The following is a 20,639-nucleotide window of genomic DNA, read 5'->3' on the forward strand; positions in this document are numbered from 1 at the left end:
ATGGATCCTTGGCAGGATTGTGTTCAAAGACTGAAAGGGGAATTGACGGCAGCCGAGTTCAACACGTGGATTCTGCCGTTACAGGCGCAACGCGATGGCGACCTGCTACGTTTGCTGGCGCCCAATAAGTTCGTGCAGGACTGGGCGCGGCAGCATTATGAACAACGTTTGCTTGAACTATGTCGTCACACGAGCGAGGGAACCATTACCCAGTTGAGATTTGATGTCGGCGGGCTCGATCGCCCGACGGGCGCGCCCGGACCGGGTTCCTCCGCGATCAGGATGCAGCCCTCTGCACTGAGCGAGCGGCGCGCGGAAGCAAACATCAACCCGGAATTCAGTTTTGCCAGTTTCGTGGAGGGCAAGTCAAATCAACTGGCACGGGCGGCGTCGATTCAGATCAGCCAAAATCCCGGTATTGCCTACAATCCATTGTTTATCTACGGCGGTGTTGGACTGGGCAAGACGCACTTGATGCACGCAGTCGGCAACATGCTGCTGGAGAGCAACCCGAATGCGAAAGTGACCTATCTGCACTCGGAGCGGTTCGTGGCGGAGATGATTCGCGCCTTACAGCACAACCGGATCGATGAGTTCAAGAAGACCTACCGTTCCCTGAACGCCTTACTGATCGACGACGTGCAGTTTTTCGCCGGTAAGGAACGTTCGCAGGAGGAGTTCTTTCATACTTTTAATGCGCTCTTTGAGTCCCGGCAACAAATCGTCCTCTCGAGTGATCGCTTTCCTCGGGAGGTTGTCGGCCTCGAAGAACGTCTGAAGTCGCGATTCGGGTGGGGGCTGACGGTCTCGATCGAGCCTCCCGACCTGGAAACAAGCGTCGCGATCCTTCAGAGTAAAGCAAGCCAGTTCGGCATTGTGCTCCCGGAGGATGTGGGTTTTTTCGTTGGCCGACGCATCCGTTCCAATATCAGAGAATTGGAAGGAGCGCTGCGGCGCCTCGTGGCAAATTCCCAGTTTACCGGCCGGGCAATCACGGTGGAGTTCGCCAAGGAGACGCTACGGGATATGTTGGCGGCACAAGACAAACGGGTGACGATCGCCAGTATACAGAAGACGGTTTGTGAATATTTCAAGGTTCGCAGCACGGACCTCCTGTCGGCCAAACGCAGTCGTTCAATCGCCAGGCCGCGGCAGATTGCGATGGCCTTGGCCAAGGAACTGACGAAACACAGCCTGCCTGAAATCGGCAGTGCCTTCGGCGGGCGGGATCATACTACAGTGCTCCATGCAACGCGGAAAATCCGGGAGCTTCGGGATAGTGATCCTGCGGTTGAGGAGGATTTCAAGAATTTGTTGAGAAGCCTGTCGTCCTAACTGTGGATAACCTGGGTATGGTATCCGGAGCGGGTTCTGCGGGGCAGTTGTCCACAGGTTGATCAGCGCCTCAGAGTGCTCAGGCGTGATTGCAGTGCAATGAAACCTATGGAGAAAAGTGTGTAGCACACATTTCCACAGGCCTTATAACTACAGACTATATTTTATTTTCTACTTTTTAAGAGGGGCAGCGGTATGGATGTGAAGATCGGGCGGGAGCAACTCCTGCCGGTGTTGAGTCGGGTGGTAGCGGTGGTCGAGCGACGCCAAACGCTGCCGATCTTGGGCAACCTGCTGTTACGGGCACAGGACGGTGGGTTGATAATCGTTGGAACGGATATGGAGATCGAGATCCGCTCCCGTTGCTTGGCGGATGTGATTGAGGAGGGGGAGGGGACCGTGCCTGCGCGCAAACTGGGGGATATTGTCCGTTCCCTCGCGGAAGGTTCGGAAGTGCGCCTGAAGATTGCCGGCGATCGCTGTGTATTGACGGCGGGACGCGGGAGATACGTCTTGGGAACGCTGCCGGCGCAGGATTTTCCGTTGATGGAGGCGGTGTCGCCTGAACTGGTGATGGAGATTGAAGAAGGGATTCTGAAGCGAATTTTCGAGAAGACGGCGTTTGCGATGGCGCAGCAGGACGTTCGGTATTATCTGAACGGCTTGTTGCTTGAACTCGATGAATCAGGCCTGCGCGCAGTGGCGACGGACGGGCACCGACTCGCGTCCTATGCCCATGCCTGTGCGCTTGACGTGCCCGAGAGTCGGGCCGTGATCATCCCATTCAAGACGGTGAATGAGCTCAGGAGACAGCTGAGCTTTGGGTCAAATTCGGTTCGGATTGAGATTGGGGAGCGGTTGATACGATTCGTTCTGGGAGATACGGTGTGCTCGTCGAAGCTCGTTGATGGTCGGTATCCAGAGTACGGCAGGGTGATTCCGGCCGGACTGTCGAAGGTGGCGATCGCGGATCGGGAGTTGCTGAAGAAGGCGCTCTCGCGGACGGCGATTCTTTCAAATGAGAAATATCGCGGCTTGCGCGTCTCCTTTGAAGCGGGGGTGTTGAGGCTTGTGGCGCATAATCCTGAGCAGGAAGAGGCGGTGGAGGAGATGGAGTTGGATTATGGCGGTGAGTCGACCGTGATCGGCTTCAACGTCGCCTATTTGGCGGATCTCCTTGCGGCGGTTGACACCGGTCAAGTGGAGGTTCATTTCGACGATGGAAGCAGCAGTTCTCTCTGGCGGGGGCTGGGTGCGGTGGGTGAGACTTATGTCGTGATGCCGATGAGGCTTTAGGGGCAGATGGGACGATGGTTAGCGCGAGCGTGGAACTGCTGAGGATCGACGGGCTCAGGAATATTGAGCACACTGAGGTGGATATCAGGGGTCCCTGCTCGCTTTTCGTTGGGGCCAACGGGTCTGGGAAGACATCGGTGTTGGAAGCGGTGTATTTGTTGGCGCGGGGCAAAAGTTTTAGAGGGAGAAGGAGTGGTGACCTGACGTCCTTGGGCAAGGAAGTGACGAGGGTGGTGGGGGATATCCGGGAAGGGGGTGAGGACGCGGTTTGGCAGTTGGCGTATCTCCGCAAGAGGACTGTGAGAGCGCGATACGTGAAGGGCGTCATGGTAGGTGATGGTGCTGAATTTGCCAGGTGGTTCGTCGTGCGGCTGATTGGGGAGGGTTCCGGGCGGCTTTTTGAAGGTGAGCCAGCGGTTAGACGGTGCTTCCTCGATCTCAATTTGTTCCACGTGGAACAGCGTGGATCTGAGGTGCTGAGGGCGTTCAAGCGGGTGCTGGAGCAGCGAAACGCCTGGCTGCGCTCTGGGGCTCGCGGTCGCCCGCTGTGGGACCATGAGTTTGTTCGCTTGGGGGTTGATCTCGATCAAGCGAGGAAAGGACTTTTCAGCGATCTGCGTGAGGCTTTCTTGGTTCTCGCGGAAGGTTTTCCCTTTCTTAAGGGGATAACTTTGACCTTTCGGTCTGGGTGGCCGGATGGGGTGCATCTCGCTGATGCGGTCGCTGCAGATTCCGGCGGGGAACAGATATCGGGTCATACACGGGTCGGCCCGCATCGAGCAGACTTTTCGCTGCGGAACCGGGATGGTGAACTTCCGATGTCCCGGGGACAGACAAAGATCGTGGTGTGCCTCTTGCAGCTAGCGTTTGAGCGAGTTCAGATGTCTAGACTGGGCTATGGTTCGGTCTGGTTGCTGGACGACCTTTGGGCAGATCTGGATAGTCGCTCGTGGGGAATCCTCTGTAGCCTCTTTCGTTCTACCGGCGGACAATGCATTTACACGCGCGTGGGAGATACGGACGGTCTTGAGGTGCTAGGTCTCCCGTCCGACACTCGGTTGTTCCACGTGGAACGGGGGACGGTCGTTGACCTATCATGACGATCGGTCCAGCCAACCTCTGTGTAGCGTGTGCCGATACGTGGCAAAACAGATTCTTGCGATCGGGTATAATTGCGCATCGGCCGGCGTCCAGGACGGTGCGAACAACCTTTCTGAGTCCCGTTAGGCTCGACCGCTTGGTTGTCCCAGGCCAACTATCTTGCGAGACCAGACACTGCAATGACATACGATTCAACAAATATTAAGGTTCTGAGGGGCCTGGATGCAGTTCGCAAGCGCCCAGGTATGTATATCGGCGACACCGACGATGGGACCGGACTCCATCACATGGTTTTTGAGGTGGTCGATAATTCCATCGACGAAGCACTCGCGGGCTATTGCACTGAGATAACTGTCACCTTGCATCGTGATGGGTCTGTTAGCGTCAGCGATAACGGCCGCGGCATTCCGGTAGATATTCACGCGGAGGAAAACCGCTCCGCGGCGGAAGTTATCCTGACCGTGCTGCATGCCGGCGGTAAATTCGACGACAATTCCTATAAAGTCTCTGGGGGCCTACATGGAGTCGGGGTGTCAGTGGTGAATGCGCTTTCGCAGCGCTTGATCCTGCGCATCGCAAGAGGCGGCAAGCGCTATGACCAGGAATATGCGATGGGGGAACCTCTTTATCCCCTTCGTGAAATCGGCGACGCCTCCGAGACGGGCACCTATGTCCGATTCTATCCATCACCCGAGATCTTCTCTAATCTCGATTTCCACTACGATATTCTCGTCAAGCGCCTCCGTGAGCTTTCGTTCTTGAACTCCGGCGTGCGGATTGTACTTTCTGAAGAGGTGAGTGGCCGCCAGGACATTTTCGACTACCAGGGTGGTATTCGTGCATTTGTTGATTACTTGAACCGGAATAAGACCCCGATCCACCCGAGTGTCATCTATTTCTCCGCTGAACGCGCGGGTATCGCATTGGAATTGGCTCTCCAATGGAATGAGGGATTCCAGGAAACGATATTCTGCTTCACCAACAATATCCCTCAGCGCGATGGCGGAACCCATCTGGCTGGCTTTCGCGCCGGGTTAACGAGAACGCTCAACGGTTATATCGAGCGGGAAGGACTGGAGAAGACACAAAAGATTAAGGCAATCGGCGATGATGCCAGGGAGGGTCTGACGGCCGTCCTGTCGGTCAAACTCCATGATCCGAAATTCTCGTCGCAAACGAAGGAAAAGCTCGTCTCTTCGGAGGTTAAGGCTTCCGTCGAATCGCTGGTGGTAGACCACTTCAACGCCTTTCTGGAGGAGCAGCCGGCCCAGGCCAAGATTATCGCTGCAAAGATGCTTGACGCGGCGCGCGCACGAGAGGCCGCAAGGAAAGCTCGGGAAATGACGCGCCGCAAGGGTGTCTTGGATATCGCCGGCCTACCGGGAAAACTTGCCGATTGCCAAGAAAAGGACCCTTCAAAATCTGAACTTTACCTCGTAGAGGGGGATTCAGCAGGTGGATCGGCGAAGCAAGGGCGTGACCGCAGTTTTCAGGCTATCCTGCCATTGAAGGGGAAGATACTCAACGTCGAGAAGGCGCGGTTCGATAAGATGCTTTCTTCAGCGGAAGTCGGGACCTTGATCACCGCGCTTGGCTGCGGCATTGGACGCGATGAGTATAATCCGGAGAACTTACGCTACCATCGCATCATCATTATGACCGATGCCGACGTCGATGGGGCGCACATCCGCACGCTCTTACTGACTTTTTTTTACCGCCAGATGCCGGAACTGGTCGATCGTGGGCATATCTTTATCGCCCAGCCGCCGCTCTATAAGCTCAAGAAAGGCAAGCAGGAAGACTACCTACTGGACGATGCTGAGCTCAACGCGGCTATGCTCCAGGCGGCCCTCGATGAGGCAGCCCTGTATGTTGCCGCCGATGCACCTGCGCTGGCAGCGACTGCTTTGGAATCACTGGCTCGGGAGTATCAGATCTTCGAGGGGATATCGCGTCGCCTCTCGTCTCGCTATGATCCAAGCCTTCTGCATGAATTGGTCCGCAGTCCGCGATTGGACTCATTGAATCTCCAGGATTCCGAGAGCATGGCAACCTGGTGCCGCGGACTTGCGCAACGTCTCAATGAACCCCATTTGGCCCATTCGTCGCTTCGCTTTATTCTGACCTATGAACAAGGGGAATCCCAAAAGGGGAGCTTCCTAAAGTTAACTCGCTTGATACATGGGATTCCAGAAACAAAACAAATCCCACTCGACTTCTTTCTCACCGCGGATTATCAGCGAATCGCTGAATTTGGGGAGAAGGTTGAGGGCCTATTGCAGCCCGGTGCCCAGATGGCACGTGGCGAACGCAGGAAGGATATTATCGATCTTGGTGATGGAATCCGCTGGCTGCTGGCAGAGGCACAGCGCGGATATAGTATGCAGCGCTACAAGGGGCTGGGTGAGATGAATCCGGAGCAGTTGTGGGACACGACCATGAACCCGGAGGGACGCCGGTTACTCAAGGTGACGGTAGAAGACGCGGTCGCGGCGGATCAGATTTTTACCACACTAATGGGTGACAATGTCGAGCCGCGACGGGAATTTATCGAACGCCACGCACTTGATGTGGAGCATCTCGATGTCTAGCGGGCACTGTTCATCCCGCTCAGTGACTGAAGTGCGCGCATCTGGCTAGTCGGACTGCGCAGGACTGCGCTGTAAATCGGCGCGTGTTGGTAGGCGGGCAACGACTCCTTCAATCCAGCTTTCCGTTTCTCGGCTCAGTTGTTGGGCGCTCTTACCGGTGCTGTTGATACTCTCGCCTATGACCAGTTGGATAGTTCCCGCCCGTTTAATCAGGCTGCGCCTACCCCAGAATACCCCGGCGTTATGGGCTATCGGCAAGATCGGGTAGCCGCTGCGCTGTGCGAGGAGGGCGCCGCCGACGTTGTAGGAAGCCCGTTCACCGGGCGGGACCCGCGTTCCTTCCGGGAAAATGACCACCCAATGTCCAGTGCCAAGCAAGTGCTGGCCTTCCGTAACCAGTTGTTTGAGGGCCGCGCGACCGGCGGAACGATCGATTGCAATAACTCGAAACCGGCGCAGCGCCGATCCGAGGATTGGTATGTCGAGTAATTCCCGCTTCAGAACCCAGGTGTGCTCAACCGGCAGCAGCGCCCGTAGAGCAATGGTTTCCCATGCCGATTGATGCTTACTCATGACGATGCACGTCGAGGTGGGTAAGTGTTCCAGCCCCTCGATCCGATAATCCAGCCGGCACAGGGATTTCAGTGCAATCAGGTTTGCCCGCGCCCAAATCCGTGCAACCCGGCTGAGGAGTCGGAACGGCACCCACCGCCCAACGATTGCAATGGCCCCGCCGAACAGCGCAACGGATAGCATGAGGAAGACCTGGTAAGCGAGCGAGCGTAGCAGAATCAAGAATTGCACCAATGGTTAATCAGTTCGTCCGTGGCGGCCCTTAAGTCCTCAAAAACAGGAACGCCCTCCAACTCCGCGGTTCCCAGCCCTAAAGTTCGCAGCCCCTTACCGCTCTTCACCAGCATCGGCTTCATTCCGACCAGTCGTGCTGCTCGAACGTCGCTGATGGAATCCCCGATGAACGGCAGCCCGCGCAGGTCTAGCCCAGTACGGTCGCTGACACTGTGCAGGAGTCCCGTCCGCGGCTTGCGACAAGCGCAGTTTTCACCCGGTCCGTGCGGGCAGAACAGGATCATCTCGAGTCGACCACCCCGCAGCGAGACCAGATCACGCAACTTCCGGTGCATGGCGTTCAAGGCGCCAAGATCGAACAGACCTCGCGCGAGCCCTGATTGGTTGGACACGATCGCAATCCGGAATCCGGCATGCGTCAATGCCGCAATGGCGTCCATACTACCCGGTATAGGCACCCATTGCGCCGCGCAACGGATGTAGTCATCTGCGTCTTCGTTGATGACTCCATCACGGTCGAGCAATACGAACCGTTCACACGACATGGCAGGCGATCATTGCTCGATGAACTGCGTATGGGCGATTTGCAGCATGGAGATGTCAGCCACCTGCAAGAACAACGCCCGTAGCAACGTCAGCAGCAGCAGTCGGTTATCTTGCACCGACCGATCCTCGCACATCACCATCACCTGATCGAAGAACTGGCCGACGTCGTCCCTCAACTGTGCGAGTTGCTCCAAGACCCCCGCGAAATCGCACTCGCGCATGAGCGGTGCTGTCGCCAGTTCCAGCCCTTGTATCCTGTGCCACAGTCGATGCTCCGCGTCATCGGTAAACAGGTCCGGATTCGGCCGCGCCGCGCGATCAAATGACGCCCGGGCCTTCGCGAGGATGTTACTGATTCGTTTGTTGGCCCCTGCCAAGGCCAAGGCTTCCGGCCGGTTGCGAAACGACTGCACCGCCCGAATCCGCCCGTCCAGTTGGCTGAGTGTGGCCCCCCCTGCGCCAATGACCGACGCCACGCTGTCCGGTAAGACCCCTCGCTCCTGGTAGTAGCCTTCCAAGCGGGCCATGACATAGGCCAATACCTCGTCGGTGGTGCCGGGGCTGAGGACGCCGGATTCAAACCCCCCCTGAGACGCCGACAGGAGCGAGTTAAGGTCGAGGTCCAAGGGTGTTTCCACGAGCATGCGTACTACCGCAATGGAGGCACGTCGCAAACCATAAGGGTCCTTGGCTCCGGTTGGCCGGTGCCCGATACCAAAAGAGCCGACCAACAGGTCCAGCCGGTCCGCCAGGGCAAGCACCAGACCACAGCCTCTGGCCGGCAGCGCGTCGCCAGCGTGGCGCGGAAGGTACTGCTCTTCAATCGCGGCACAGACTGCCGGCGGCTCGTCGGCATGTTGGGCGTAGTAGCGGCCCATGATCCCTTGGAGGCTCGGGAACTCCGCTACCATGGTGGTCGCCAAGTCGCACTTGGCCAGCATTGCCGCGCGCCCCACCAACTCCGGGTCCTCGCCAATCGTCGCAGCAATCGAACCGGCCAGTCTTGCGACGCGCCGACACCGGTCAGCGACCGAGCCGAGCTTATCCTGAAAGACAATCGACTCCAAACGGTCGAAATAGGCCGCAAGCGGCTGGTTCAGACCTTGCCGCCAAAAAAATTGGGCATCCGCGAACCGGGGCCGGATCACCCGCTCATTGCCTCGTATCACTTGTTCCGGGCACTTGCTTTCGATGTTGGAAACGGCAATGAACCGTGCCTGCAAGCACCCGTTATGGTCACGCACCGGGAAGTACTTCTGATTTTTCTCCATGGTTTCGATGAGGACCTCGGGGGGCACCGACAGGAAGCTTTCATCAAATGACCCGAAGATCGCGGTGGGCCACTCGACAAGCCCCGTCACCTCATCGAGCAGTTCCGGCGGCAGGTCCGCCGTGACGCGATGGGTGGCCGTAAGTTGTTGGACTTGGTCGACGATGAGTGCGCGCCGCTGTTCAAAGCACGGCTCGACAAAGCCCCGTTCCCGCAACAACCGTGGGTAAAGCGAGGCGTGCGTTACCGTCAGCGGGCCTGGGGCGTGGAAACGGTGGCCGAAGGTCTCGGTCCCTGCGCGAACCCCAAGGACCTGCGCCGGCACGGCTTCATCGCCTAAGAGGATACAGACCCAGTGTACCGGGCGGACGAACTCCGCATCGCCGGTGCCCCAGCGCATGCGTCTTGCCACGGGTAATCCAGCGAGGGCTTGCTCAAGTACTCCCGGCAGCAGCCGCGCAGTGGTCTGTCCGGACTCGAGCGTCCGACAGACGACCCACTCCCCCTTGTCTGACCGTTCGCGCGCCAGATCCGATACCGCGACCCCACAGGAGCGGGCGAAACCTTCCAGGGCCTTGGTTGGGTGACCCTCCGGGCCGAAGGCGGCCGCGACGGCGGGACCCCGCCGGGTGATCGTACGATGCGCCTGCTGGGTCTCGACCTGCGCGACCAGTACGGCAAGCCGCCGCGGGGTGCAATAAGGAGTGCCCGGCCCGTGACCGATCCCATTCTCGGTGAGTTGGGCGTCAATCCCGTCGGCGAAGGCCTTTGCCAAGCCCTGGAGCGAGACCGGAGGCAATTCCTCCGTGCCGATTTCTATCAGAAGATCCTGGGTCATGCGCGCGCCCGTATCAAGAGTCATGGCTTAAGCATCGGAAACCCGAGGGATTCCCGGCGCTCATAATAGGCGCGCGCGACGTTTCTTGCGAGCGCGCGAACACGCAGGATAAACCGCTGTCGTTCGGTCACAGAGATGGCCCCGCGCGCATCAAGCAAATTGAAGGTGTGGGAGGCCTTGAGCACCTGTTCATACGCCGGCAGGGGCAGACCATCCGCTACGAGTTGGTGACTGATCCGTTCGCTGGCGTCGAACGCCGCCAGCAGCGCCGGTACCTCGGCCTTCTCGAAGTTGTAGGCCGACTGCTCCACCTCGTTTTGATGGAAGACGTCCCCGTAAGTGACGAGGCCGAACTGGGAGTGGCTCCACACCAGGTCATAAACGCTCTCGACCGACTGCAGGTACATCGCAATGCGCTCGAGGCCATAGGTGATCTCACCGCTGACCGGTCGACAATCGAGTCCACCGACTTGTTGAAAGTAGGTAAACTGCGTCACTTCCATGCCATTGAGCCACACCTCCCAGCCGAGACCCCAGGCGCCAAGGGTCGGCGACTCCCAGTTGTCCTCGACGAACCGTATGTCATGTACGAGCGGATCGATCCCAACATACCGCAGAGAATCCAGATAAAGGTCCTGAATGTCGAGCGGTGCCGGCTTCAGCAGGACTTGAAACTGGTAATAATGCTGTAAGCGGTTTGGATTGTCCCCGTAACGACCGTCGGTGGGGCGGCGCGAGGGTTGGACGTAAGCGGTACGCCAGGGCTCAGGTCCGATGGACCGCAAGAAGGTGGCGGGATGAAAGGTGCCGGCGCCCACCTCCATATCATGGGGCTGTACCATCACGCATCCGAGCGCCGTCCAATAGCGCTGCAACGCAAAAATGAGACCCTGGAAGCTGGAAACATCAACCGGCTCGAGATTCAAGCTGTACCCCCTACCGCGTTCGCGAAGTATAAGGGTGAGAGTATATCTGTTATGCGGGTCGGGTTGGAACTACTTCGCAGCGCTGCGGCTGCGCCTATTCCCGACGTTCGGGCATGAATTACGGGACCCCTGCGCTCGACCCGCCCATCTCCCTCACACACCCGGTGTCATGGCGAGGGCGCACCGGTGTCGGTGCACTATTGCAGTGCAGCCTGACCAGGGGGCGGTCCGTTCTAGTGCGCTTCCCAAGGGGGGCGTGAGCCAGCCGAACAGTCGCCGATGATCGGGGACGGCTGGGTGGGCTGTCGCAATGGGCGCTGGACTTAGACTCCTCACTCCCCCAAGGCGCCGGAGCTGGGTCACACAAGTGCCGGGTGGCCCATCCCCTGGCGCCCGAACCCTGTAGCCGGGGGTGAGTCCCGTCGCCGGGCGCGTCCGCGGCAGACGCTGCCGCTGGCGCGAATCGTGCTTAACCCTTGCGACGGATCGCCGCGCACGCTGCGTTCGACCAGCCCCAGGGTCGTGCCCTCAGGGTCGGCAGCGCGGGCGCCGGGTCATCCAGCGGGTCAGGCGTGCAGCACTTGCGTCGACCTGTTAGGCTCGCTTGCCCACGAGCGCGGGCGGCGGCAAGTTAGAACCACCCCCTCGCCGCCTCCCCGGTGAGTCGCACCAATTTATCCAGCCAGCATTTGGAGTATTCAATGGCCGACGTCCTGAAGATGATCAAAGAACATGAGGTCAAGTTCGTTGACCTTCGCTTTACGGATACCAGGGGCAAGGAGCAGCATGTGTCCATGCCGGCGTCGCTCGTCGACGAGGACATGTTCAAGGACGGCAAGATGTTCGATGGGTCCTCGATCGCGGGTTGGAAAGGCATCCAAGAGTCGGACATGGTGTTGATGCCCGAGGCATCGACCGCCGTGATGGACCCCTTTGCCGACGAAAATACCCTGATCATCCGCTGCGACATCCTCGAGCCGAACACCATGCAGGGCTACGAGCGCGATCCGCGCTCCGTCGCCAAGCGCGCCGAGGCCTACCTGAAGTCGACCGGGATCGCCGACACCGCCTTTTTCGGCCCCGAGCTCGAATTTTTCGTGTTCGACGACGTCCGCTGGGGCGCGAACATGGGTGGGTGTTTCTACAAGGTCGATTCCGACGAGGCCGAGTGGAACTCCGAGCGCGTCTTCGAGGACGGCAACATGGGGCATCGGCCCGGGGTCAAGGGCGGCTATTTCCCGGTGCCGCCGGTCGATTCCCTGAACGACCTGCGCGCCGCCATGTGCCTGGCGCTCGAAGAGATGGGCGTGCCGGTCGAGGTTCACCACCATGAGGTGGCGACCGCGGGCCAGTGTGAGATCGGCACCCAGTTCACGTCCCTGGTCAAGCGGGCGGACTGGAACCAGATTCAGAAGTACGTGTGCTGGAATGTCGCCCACGGTTGGGGCAAGACCGTGACCTTCATGCCCAAGCCGATGGTCGGCGACAACGGCACCGGGATGCACGTCCACCAGTCGCTCAGCAAGGATGGGGTGAACCTGTTTTCCGGCGACAAGTACGGCGGCCTGTCCGAGATGGCGCTCTACTACATCGGCGGCATCATCAAGCACGCCCGGGCTCTGAATGCCTTCACTAACGCCTCCACCAACTCCTACAAGCGGCTGGTTCCCGGCTTCGAGGCCCCGGTCATGCTCGCCTACTCGGCCCGCAACCGCTCGGCCTCGATCCGTATCCCGCACGTGTCCAGCCCCAAGGCCCGCCGGATCGAGGTCCGTTTCCCGGATTGCACCGGTAACCCCTACCTTTCCTTTGCGGCCATGATGATGGCCGGGCTCGACGGGATTCAGAACAAGATCCACCCCGGCGATCCGATGGACAAGGACCTCTACGATCTGCCGCCCGAGGAGGAAAAGGCCATCCCGACCGTGTGCCATGCCCTTGACATGGCGCTCGCCGAGCTCGACAAGGACCGGGAGTTCCTGACCGCGGGTGGGGTCTTCACCGATGATCTGATCGACGCCTACATCGCGCTGAAGATGCACGAGGTCACGCGGCTGCGCATGACCACCCATCCGGTCGAGTTCGACCTGTACTACAGCCTCTAGAACCCCGGGGCCTCGACCCGGCGCGTTGGCGGTGCCCCGAAACGGGGTGCCGCCTCCACGTTGAGTCAGAGGCCCGACTCGACTATCCTGTGTCGATGATCAGGATACTGCCAGTCGTTATCTTCTTCATGTCGATCGGCGCGTCCGCGCAGGTCTTCAAATGGGTCGACGCCGATGGTCGTACCCATTTCTCCGACCGTCGCGAGCCCGACGCCCAGGCCATCGGGCTCAAGTTGCCCAAGCCGGTCGCCGGCGACCCAACGGTTTCCCCTACCGCGGCTGCGCCAAAACCAGGACCCTATTCAGCGTTCGAGATCCTGTCCCCCGAAACCAACAAGACGTTGCGGCAGCCTGAGGACACAGTGGCCGTCAGCCTGCTGCTTGACCCGCCCTTAATGGATGGACACAAGATCGAGTTGGTCCTGGACGACGTCGCCATCCCGGTGGAGAAGTCGGCGGGGACGCAACTGAACCTTCAGGGGATCAGCTTCGGCAGCCACCGGGCCTATGCCCAGATCCGCGACCCCCAGGGTGCGGTCATTGCCGGCACCCCGATCGTGATCTTCCATCTACGCAAGCCTATTCCGCCGGGCGTGCTGCCTTAGCTGTTGCTGGTGGAATGCGCTGCCCTTGTACACCCTACGATGCCGCGTAGCCGGAAATGTGACCAAGCATTTGCGGCCAAATACTCTTCTTAGGATCAACTGCCGACCGCGCCTTCGCGGCCGAGGCAGGACTGTGGCGCGATTATTGCTTATTTGAAGCGGGGGAGACCGGACGACCGAGGTATCGGTGCGACCGGGTCCGCGGCGCAAGTCCCCGCGGCGTCCCCTACGCAGCGATAGCCACGACCTTCTAACGCCATCCATCGGGATGAGTGTGCGCCGCCTCAGACACCCGACAGGAATATCAGCAACGTGGCCACATCGCCGCTTGAACAAACGGTTCTGGATCATTTAAACACCGCGGTGATGCTCTTCGGTGCCGACCTGTGTCTGCGGTACTTGAACCCGGCGGCCGAGATGCTCTTTCAGTTCAGTGCTCGCCATGTGGTCGGTCTGCATGCCGTCCATGTGCTGCCCTGCCCGGACACCAAGGTCGAGCACCGCCTCAAAGAGGCCTTGCGCTCGCGGCAGCCCTTCACCGAGCGTGAACTCAATGTCACCCTCCTGGACGGGCGCACCATCACGGTGAACTGTACCGTGTTACCCCTGCACCATTTCGATGCAGAGGCCGAGTTGCTGGTCGAGATACACCAGGTGGACCGACAACTGCGCATCAGCCGCGAAGAGCACCTGCTGTCTCAGCATCAGGCTACGCAGGCCCTCATCAAGGGTCTCGCCCACGAGATCAAGAATCCGCTGGGTGGTCTGCGCGGGGCCGCGCAGCTCCTGGAGCGGGAACTCCCCGACCCGGGGCTGCGCGAATACACCCGCATCATCATTGAAGAGGCCGATCGCCTGCAGGCCCTGATGAACCGCATGATTGGGCCGAACCGGATGCCGATCCGCGTCAAGGTGAACATCCATACCGTGCTCGAGCATGTACGCGGACTGATCCTGGCGGAGAACCCGTCGGGCCCCGCGGTACAGCGCGACTATGACCCAAGCATCCCCGAGTTTACCGCCGACCAGGATCGCCTGATTCAGGCCTTGCTGAACATTGCGCGTAATGCCGCCGCCGCGGCCGGCAGGGTCGGCACCCTCGGTTTTCGCACCCGCGTGCTACGCCAATTCACCATCGGCAACCGGCGCCACCGCCTGGTATTGCTCGCGGAGGTCAGCGATGACGGGCCCGGGATACCGGATGAGCTCAAGGACCAGATCTTCTTTCCGATGGTCTCCGGGAACCCCGGCGGCACCGGGCTGGGACTCGCCATCGCCCAGGAGCTCATCAACCAGCATGGGGGGCTGATCGAATGCGAGAGCCGCCCCGGCGAAACGCGGTTTTTCGTCTATTTGCCGTTGGAGTCCGAACATGACTAAAGAGCCCAGGGTGTGGGTGATCGACGACGACCGATCGATCCGCTGGGTCCTGGAGCGGGCACTGCGCAAGGCCGAGATGCATGTCACCTGCTTCTCCAACGGGGTCGGCATCATGGAGGCCCTGGAACGGGAGCGGCCGGACGCCATCCTGTCGGATATACGGATGCCCGGGATCGATGGGCTGGATCTGCTGCGCCAGATTACCGCCCGTTATCAGGGCCTGCCGGTCATCATCATGACCGCCCATTCGGATCTCGACAGCGCCGTCTCGGCCTTTCACGGCGGGGCTTTCGAATACCTCCCCAAGCCCTTCGATATCGACGAGGCCGTCTCCCAGGTCACCAGGGCCTGCCGCCGGGTGCGCAGCGATGTCCAAGAGGACCTGCCAGAGCTTGATCGGCCCGAGATCATCGGTGAGGCCCCGTCGATGCAGGAGGTCTTTCGCGCCATCGGCCGGTTGGCGCGCTCCAACATCACCGTCCTGATCAACGGCGAGTCCGGAACCGGCAAAGAACTGGTCGCCCGTGCCCTGCACCGCCACAGCCCCCGCAGCGAACGCCCTTTCATCGCGCTCAACATGGCTGCCATTCCCCGCGACCTGCTGGAATCCGAGCTCTTTGGACATGAACGCGGCGCCTTCACCGGGGCCCAGGCCAGGCGTGAGGGGCGCTTCGAGCAGGCCGACCGCGGCACCCTCTTTCTCGACGAGATTGGTGATATGCCCGCCGAACTCCAGACGCGCTTGCTGCGGGTCCTGTCCGACGGCGAATTCTATCGCGTGGGGGGCACGGCACCGATTCGGGTGGATGTGCGGATCATCGCCGCGACCCATCAGAATCTGAATGAATTGGCGCGCCAGGGGCGCTTCCGGGAGGACCTGTACCACCGCCTGAACGTCATTCGCATCCACCTGCCGGCCCTGCGCGATCGGCGCGAGGACATTCCGCTGCTGATGCGCCATTTCCTCGTCCAGGCCGCCCGCGAGCTCGGCTGCGAGGTCAAGCTGCTGCTGCCCACCGCGGTCGACCAGCTCCAGCGCCTGGATTGGCCCGGCAACGTCCGCCAGCTCGAGAATACGGCGCGCTGGCTCACCGTCATGGCCTCCAGCAAGGAGGTCCATGCGGAAGACCTGCCGCCTGAGTTGAACGCGGTAAAATCCGACGGCGATCGGGACGAATCCTGGGAGGCGGTATTCCGGCGCTGGGCGCGCCAGAGTCTCAAGCGCGGCGAGAGCGCCCTGCTCGACCAGGCCATGCCCGCCTTCGAGACCATCCTGATTCAAACGGCCCTGGAGCACACCGGCGGGCGCCGTCAGGATGCCGCCCGGCTCCTGGGCTGGGGTCGCAATACCCTGACTCGCAAGATCAAAGAGCTTCAGCTCGATCTCGGCGGTGATCCGCAAGACGGCTGACACGAATCCCAAACGCCCCAGGACTCTCCCATGGACCACAGCCACATCGACCTCAAGGGCTCACAGATCGCCTCGATTACCGAGACCGAGTCCGCAATCGGCATCGTATTTTCACGCGCCCTGATCATCAAGCGGATGACCGGTTCACCGGAGCGCACCCGCTGGTGGCAGGCCGGCACACTCGTACTGGAGGACGTGGCGGCTCACCGCGGGTTGCCGCCCGGTCCCTGCCACTGTGTCGGCGGGGAGATCGATGAGAACATCTACAGCTATCGGGATATGATCCCGATTCCGTTCTCCAGCCGGGGCCGGATTCGCTGCCTGCTGCTGCTCGAGGGACAGGACCAGCCGCTGGTGGTCGAGGCGGGTGCCGTGCGACTGGAGTTGGAGGGGGTGCCGAAATACATTGAACACCTGCGGGCCTGAGCGGCCCGCGGGGTCCTGCGGGTTTTTGCCGGTCCTGATCAGGACCTACACCATCAGCGCAAGCCGTTGACCAAAAAAGTAAAAAGAAGTTTAGCCGCAAATGAACGCAAATTGACGCAAATAATCTAAAGACTTGCATTTACTGCATGTTTACTGTCCGGGTGACGCCCGCGACGATTCTAACCGGCAGATTTATTTGCGCTTATTTGCGTTCATTTGCGGCGAAATACTCTTCTTGGGATACTCCGCCTCCCCCCGTGTGGGAGCCGGCGGGGTCGGGGGCGCAACGCTTACCGTGTCAAATGCGCGACGAACCGACGATCTGATGCGCCAGGTCCACCACGCGGTTGGCCATCGCCATATATTCCTGCGGATAGCCCGCCAGCGGTCCCCCGCCCGTGCCCCAGTAGTCCTTGCCGCCGACGCCATGCTCATGCTCGTAGGCGATGAACCGCTGTTGCATCGCGTGCATCTTGTCGATCAGTGCCTGTTTCTCGGTCTTCAACGCATCAAGGTCGCTCATGAACGTCTCCCCCAGGGGGTTTGGGTCGAAAGTGGTCGGCGAATTTAGTAAATTCGGAAGTCTTAATATACCATGCAGATCCGAGCCCTGGTCAACCCGGCCCCCGACCCCGTCTACCACCCGGACCTCCCTGCGCGGGAGGGCGTCCCCACGCGCGCCCGCGCCTGACTGACAATGTTCCATCTCATTCTTTACCAACCGGAAATCCCGCCGAACACCGGCAATGTGATGCGCCTGTGCGCCAACGTCGGCGCGACCCTGCACCTGATCGAGCCCCTTGGCTTCAGCCTGGATGACCGGCGCCTGCGGCGCGCCGGCCTCGACTACCGCGAATGGGCGGACGTGCGGGTGCACGCGTGCCTGCCCGACTGCCTCGTCGGACTGCCCCACGCCCGGGTCTTCGCCCTCAGCACCCATGGCCGGGTCCGCCATGACGCGCCGGCCTATCGGGCGGGGGACTGCTTTCTGCTGGGGCCCGAGACCCGCGGCCTGCCGCGCGATCTGCTCGAGGCCCTCCCCGCCGAGCGGCGCCTGCGCCTGCCCATGCAGCCCGGCAACCGCAGCCTGAACCTGTCGAACGCGGCGGCGGTGGTCCTCTTCGAGGCGTGGCGGCAGCATGGGTTCAGCGGGGCCTGTGAGCCGGAAACCTGACATGAGACTCACCCAACAACAACTCGAGGCCCACCTCTGGGGCGCCGCCAACATCCTGCGCGGCAAGACCGCCGGGCAGGACTACAAGAACTACATCCTCTCGCTGATGTTCTATAAGCGCCTGTGCGATCAGTGGGAAAACGAGGCGGACGAGGCCATCGCGGAGCTTGAGCGTCAACAGGGGCGCGCCTTCACCGAGGCGCAGAAGGCGGTCTTCCGCGCCCGCGGCGCACACCGATTCTTCATCCCCGAGGACTGTCGCTGGGGCGACATGCTGGCCGTGTCGGTCAACCTGGGCGAAGAACTCACCCTGGCCATGCGCGCCGTCGCTGACGCCAATGAGGAACTCAAAGGCGTCTTCACCGTGGACTGGAATCAGCCGGCCCCGGACGGGTCCGGCCGCCCGCTCATCCCCAATGAGGTGGTCTACGCGCTGATCCAGCACTTCAACAGCCACGACCTGTCCAACGCCAGCGTCCCCCCCGATGTGCTGGGCGGCGCCTACCAGTATCTGCTGAAGAAATTCGCCGACGACGCCGGGGCCAAGGCCGGCGAATTCTTCACCCCGCCCGAGGTCGTGGACACCCTGGTGCACATCCTGGAGCCACAGCCCGGCGACACCATCTACGACCCCACCTGCGGCAGCGGCGGTATGTTGGTCCATTCGGCCGACTTCTTGCGCGAGCAGGGCCACCGAGCAACTGCGGCCCAATATTTCGGCCAGGAGATGAACTGGAGCAACGCCGCCATCGGCAAGATCAACTCCGTGCTGCACGGGTTGGAGGCCCAGATCGTCGCGGGCGCCAGCACCATCACCGACCCGGCCTTTCGGGGCGCCGCGGGCAAGGTGCGCAAGTTCTCGCTGGTGCTGGCCAATTTCCCCTTCTCCGATGAATTCTGGTGGCTCAAGCCCGAATTCCAGACGGACGACAAGAAGAAAAAGGACAAGCTCAAAAAGGAGACCTTCGGCAAGGAAGGCTACAAAGACCCCTTCGGGCGCTTCGGGCGCGGCACCGCCTTCAAGGCCCCGCCGGCGGGCTATGGAGACTATGCCTTCATCCTGCACTGTCTCGCCTCGCTCACCGACACCGGTCGCGCCGGTGTCGTCTGCCCGCAAGGCGTCCTGTTCCGCGGTCAGCCCGAGGTCGAGGAAGAGACCGGCGAGTTCGACGATGAAGGCAACCCCAAGGTCAAGCGCCGCAAGGCCGACGACGAGCACCTGATCCGTCGCGCCTTGCTCGAATCACGGCTCATCGACGCCGTGATCTCGCTGCCGCTCAATGTCTTTTACGGTGCGGGCGTGCCGGCCTGTCTGCTGATCCTCAAAAAGCAGCGCCCACCCGAGCGGCACGACCAGGTGCTGCTGGTCTATGCCGCCCGCCACTACCGCGAACTCTCCAACCAGAACGAACTCCGCCCGCAGGACCTGATGCGCATCCTGGTCCATGCGCACGCCTATGGCGACCCGGCCAAGGTGCCGGACCTGGTGGCCCAGCACAGCCGGCGCATCGGCAAACAGATCGACGCCCGCGAGACCGATGAGGTGGAACGTCTGGAGGCCGAATACGCCGACTGGGCCGACACGCTCACCCGACTGGAGACCCAACTGACCAAGGATAGTGCGGCGCTGGCCAACCTCACCGCCGGGGCCATCAGGGACAAGGCGAAGGTCGGACTCGCCCGGCTCCAGGCCCAGCGTGACCGGGCCGCCGCCAAGGTGGCCGAGCGCGACGAGAAGATCGCCGAGACTCGGCGCCGTGCAGATGACGACCGGCGCGATGTTGAAGTGTTCGGCGCCGAGTTGGGCGCGATCTACGGCGACCCGGACGAACTGATCAAGCACGCACGGGTCGTCGGCATTGATGAGGTCGAGGAAAACGAATTCAATCTGAATATTCCGCGGTATGTGGATACCTTTGACCCGGAGCCGCGGGTGGAGGTCAAGGACGCGCTGACGGCGCTCAGAGATGCTGAGAGTGCTCTGAAATCCGCCGAGGGCCAATTGCTAGCCTTGTTGCGGGGAGCGGGCTATGAAGCCAAGTGATGCGCTCCCGCACCCTAGTGGTTGGCAGACTGAGATCGTTGGAAACGCCATCGAAATTAAGCGCGGGGTGTCCTGGTCGAAAGATCAAGAGCATTCGGCTCCCTACGATGGAGCGGTCCGGGTGATTGGTATCAGCAATGTTCAGGAGCGGCTTGATCTGGACAAGACCCTGTATATTTCCGGTGTCAAGCCAAAAGCAGTCGAGAAAAAGCGCTTAGAGAAAGGTTGGTCGGTCATTGTGGGCTCTAACGGCAATCGACAGCGCATTGGCAACGCTGTATTTATTGCCGAGGATTCCGCGTTTCTGTTCGCGTCCTTCTTAATTGCGGCCAAGCCAAAGCAAGAAAGCCCGATTACGCCTGAGTTCTTCTTTCGTTGGCTGCGGACAGAACAGGTTCAGGCATATCTGAGCGCTTCATCGGAAGGGTCGACCGGGCTTAGCAACCTAAGCCACAGTTTTTTCGTTCGATGTCAATTGCTTTTCCGGATGGTAAACAACAAACCGCTATTGCCCGAATTCTCGATGCCGCTGACATCGCAATTGATCAAGCGCGGGAAGCTGCGACCCAAGCAGAGAGCGCCAAGAAATCGCTTATGCAAAAGGTGTTCTGTGAAGGGATTCGCAAAGAGCGACAGAAAAAGACTTCCGTCGGATTAATTCCGCAATCCTGGGATGCGAGACCGGTCAATGCGGTCGTAAAGAATTTCGAGTACGGCCTTTCACTGCCGATGCACCTAAAGGGTGCGACACCAATTCTCCGAATGGGCAACATTTAGCATGGTG

The 20,639-nt window shown here is 60.5% G+C and carries 17 protein-coding genes; 12 read left to right on the plus strand and 5 right to left on the minus strand.

What is annotated here, in order from left to right; translation table 11 throughout:
• The 4 genes from dnaA to gyrB all read left to right on the plus strand — a co-directional run bounded on the left by dnaA (position 1) and on the right by gyrB (position 6,323).
• The gene (dnaA, locus tag THSYN_RS00005; protein ID WP_100917320.1) at positions 1-1,335 is read left to right on the plus strand and encodes a chromosomal replication initiator protein DnaA; all 1,335 of its coding nucleotides are present in this window, start codon (positions 1-3) and stop codon (positions 1,333-1,335) included.
• 195 nt (positions 1,336-1,530) lie between these two features.
• Positions 1,531-2,631: a DNA polymerase III subunit beta gene (gene dnaN, locus THSYN_RS00010; protein ID WP_100917321.1), complete on the plus strand. Its 1,101-nt coding sequence runs from the start codon at positions 1,531-1,533 to the stop codon at positions 2,629-2,631.
• 14 nt (positions 2,632-2,645) lie between these two features.
• A complete protein-coding gene (gene recF, locus THSYN_RS37105) occupies positions 2,646-3,731 on the plus strand; it encodes a DNA replication/repair protein RecF (RefSeq protein ID WP_100917322.1) in 1,086 nt (361 codons plus the stop codon).
• Between the two features lie 180 nt (positions 3,732-3,911).
• Positions 3,912-6,323 carry a DNA topoisomerase (ATP-hydrolyzing) subunit B gene (gene gyrB, locus THSYN_RS00020; RefSeq protein WP_100917323.1) on the plus strand — a complete coding sequence of 804 codons (2,412 nt, stop codon included), beginning with the start codon at positions 3,912-3,914 and terminating at the stop codon, positions 6,321-6,323.
• A gap of 45 nt (positions 6,324-6,368) precedes the next feature.
• Here the strand turns inward: gyrB and THSYN_RS00025 are convergent, their stop codons facing one another.
• Genes THSYN_RS00025 through glyQ form a run of 4 tightly spaced genes read right to left on the minus strand, consistent with a single transcriptional unit; the run spans position 6,369 to position 10,710 of the window.
• On the minus strand, positions 6,369-7,127 hold the full coding sequence (locus tag THSYN_RS00025; RefSeq protein ID WP_335582482.1) for a lysophospholipid acyltransferase family protein: 759 nt from the start codon (positions 7,125-7,127) through the stop codon (positions 6,369-6,371).
• A complete protein-coding gene (gene gmhB, locus THSYN_RS00030) occupies positions 7,115-7,654 on the minus strand; it encodes a D-glycero-beta-D-manno-heptose 1,7-bisphosphate 7-phosphatase (RefSeq protein WP_236848752.1) in 540 nt (179 codons plus the stop codon). Before gmhB ends, THSYN_RS00025 begins: the two co-directional genes overlap by 13 nt.
• 30 nt (positions 7,655-7,684) lie before the next feature.
• Positions 7,685-9,808: a glycine--tRNA ligase subunit beta gene (gene glyS / locus THSYN_RS00035; RefSeq protein ID WP_335582483.1), complete on the minus strand. Its 2,124-nt coding sequence runs from the start codon at positions 9,806-9,808 to the stop codon at positions 7,685-7,687.
• A complete protein-coding gene (gene glyQ / locus THSYN_RS00040) occupies positions 9,805-10,710 on the minus strand; it encodes a glycine--tRNA ligase subunit alpha (RefSeq protein WP_100917325.1) in 906 nt (301 codons plus the stop codon). The genes glyS and glyQ overlap by 4 nt, the downstream gene beginning before the upstream one ends.
• A 701-nt stretch (positions 10,711-11,411) precedes the next feature.
• Here glyQ and glnA point away from each other — a divergent pair.
• The 5 genes from glnA (at position 11,412) to THSYN_RS00065 (ending at position 16,637) form a co-directional block, all read left to right on the plus strand.
• Positions 11,412-12,815 carry a glutamate--ammonia ligase gene (gene glnA, locus THSYN_RS00045; RefSeq protein ID WP_100917326.1) on the plus strand — a complete coding sequence of 468 codons (1,404 nt, stop codon included), beginning with the start codon at positions 11,412-11,414 and terminating at the stop codon, positions 12,813-12,815.
• Between the two features lie 95 nt (positions 12,816-12,910).
• The gene (locus THSYN_RS00050; protein WP_100917327.1) at positions 12,911-13,420 is read left to right on the plus strand and encodes a DUF4124 domain-containing protein; all 510 of its coding nucleotides are present in this window, start codon (positions 12,911-12,913) and stop codon (positions 13,418-13,420) included.
• 366 nt (positions 13,421-13,786) lie between these two features.
• Positions 13,787-14,800 carry a nitrogen regulation protein NR(II) gene (glnL, locus tag THSYN_RS00055; protein WP_418219956.1) on the plus strand — a complete coding sequence of 338 codons (1,014 nt, stop codon included), beginning with the start codon at positions 13,787-13,789 and terminating at the stop codon, positions 14,798-14,800.
• Entirely contained in the window at positions 14,793-16,211 is a 1,419-nt protein-coding gene (ntrC, locus tag THSYN_RS00060) for a nitrogen regulation protein NR(I) (RefSeq protein ID WP_100917329.1), read from the plus strand. The genes glnL and ntrC overlap by 8 nt, the downstream gene beginning before the upstream one ends.
• Positions 16,212-16,241: 30 nt before the next feature.
• A complete protein-coding gene (locus THSYN_RS00065; protein ID WP_100917330.1) occupies positions 16,242-16,637 on the plus strand; it encodes a hypothetical protein in 396 nt (131 codons plus the stop codon).
• Between the two features lie 298 nt (positions 16,638-16,935).
• Here THSYN_RS00065 and THSYN_RS00070 read toward each other — a convergent pair whose 3' ends face one another.
• Positions 16,936-17,160, minus strand: coding sequence for a hypothetical protein (locus THSYN_RS00070; RefSeq protein WP_100917331.1), 225 nt, complete (start codon positions 17,158-17,160; stop codon positions 16,936-16,938).
• 174 nt (positions 17,161-17,334) lie between these two features.
• On the opposite strand from THSYN_RS00070, the gene THSYN_RS00075 reads away from it, so the two are divergent.
• Genes THSYN_RS00075 through THSYN_RS33285 form a run of 3 tightly spaced genes read left to right on the plus strand, consistent with a single transcriptional unit; the run spans position 17,335 to position 20,513 of the window.
• Positions 17,335-17,811 (plus strand): tRNA (cytidine(34)-2'-O)-methyltransferase, encoded by a 477-nt coding sequence (locus THSYN_RS00075; protein ID WP_100917332.1) that lies wholly within the window; start codon positions 17,335-17,337, stop codon positions 17,809-17,811.
• A 1-nt stretch (position 17,812) separates the two neighbouring features.
• A complete protein-coding gene (locus tag THSYN_RS00080; protein ID WP_172965209.1) occupies positions 17,813-19,855 on the plus strand; it encodes a type I restriction-modification system subunit M in 2,043 nt (680 codons plus the stop codon).
• Positions 19,842-20,513, plus strand: a complete 672-nt coding sequence (locus tag THSYN_RS33285) for a restriction endonuclease subunit S domain-containing protein (RefSeq protein ID WP_157817369.1) — start codon at positions 19,842-19,844, stop codon at positions 20,511-20,513. Before THSYN_RS00080 ends, THSYN_RS33285 begins: the two co-directional genes overlap by 14 nt.
• The last annotated feature ends 126 nt before the right edge of the window (positions 20,514-20,639 follow it).

Origin of the sequence: Candidatus Thiodictyon syntrophicum (assembly GCF_002813775.1) — a bacterium.
Lineage (GTDB): Bacteria > Pseudomonadota > Gammaproteobacteria > Chromatiales > Chromatiaceae > Thiodictyon > Thiodictyon syntrophicum.

Bases quoted from the DNA above. Each gene is read 5' to 3' on its own strand.
- dnaA (WP_100917320.1), top strand. From the start codon at position 1: ATGGATCCTTGGCAGGATTGTGTTCAAAGACTGAAAGGGGAATTGACG.
- dnaN (WP_100917321.1), top strand. From the start codon at position 1,531: ATGGATGTGAAGATCGGGCGGGAGCAACTCCTGCCGGTGTTGAGTCGG.
- recF (WP_100917322.1), top strand. From the start codon at position 2,646: ATGGTTAGCGCGAGCGTGGAACTGCTGAGGATCGACGGGCTCAGGAAT.
- gyrB (WP_100917323.1), top strand. From the start codon at position 3,912: ATGACATACGATTCAACAAATATTAAGGTTCTGAGGGGCCTGGATGCA.
- glyS (WP_335582483.1), bottom strand. From the start codon at position 9,808: ATGACTCTTGATACGGGCGCGCGCATGACCCAGGATCTTCTGATAGAA.
- glnA (WP_100917326.1), top strand. From the start codon at position 11,412: ATGGCCGACGTCCTGAAGATGATCAAAGAACATGAGGTCAAGTTCGTT.
- THSYN_RS00050 (WP_100917327.1), top strand. From the start codon at position 12,911: ATGATCAGGATACTGCCAGTCGTTATCTTCTTCATGTCGATCGGCGCG.
- glnL (WP_418219956.1), top strand. From the start codon at position 13,787: ATGCTCTTCGGTGCCGACCTGTGTCTGCGGTACTTGAACCCGGCGGCC.
- ntrC (WP_100917329.1), top strand. From the start codon at position 14,793: ATGACTAAAGAGCCCAGGGTGTGGGTGATCGACGACGACCGATCGATC.
- THSYN_RS00065 (WP_100917330.1), top strand. From the start codon at position 16,242: ATGGACCACAGCCACATCGACCTCAAGGGCTCACAGATCGCCTCGATT.
- THSYN_RS00070 (WP_100917331.1), bottom strand. From the start codon at position 17,160: ATGAGCGACCTTGATGCGTTGAAGACCGAGAAACAGGCACTGATCGAC.
- THSYN_RS00075 (WP_100917332.1), top strand. From the start codon at position 17,335: ATGTTCCATCTCATTCTTTACCAACCGGAAATCCCGCCGAACACCGGC.
- THSYN_RS00080 (WP_172965209.1), top strand. From the start codon at position 17,813: ATGAGACTCACCCAACAACAACTCGAGGCCCACCTCTGGGGCGCCGCC.
- THSYN_RS33285 (WP_157817369.1), top strand. From the start codon at position 19,842: ATGAAGCCAAGTGATGCGCTCCCGCACCCTAGTGGTTGGCAGACTGAG.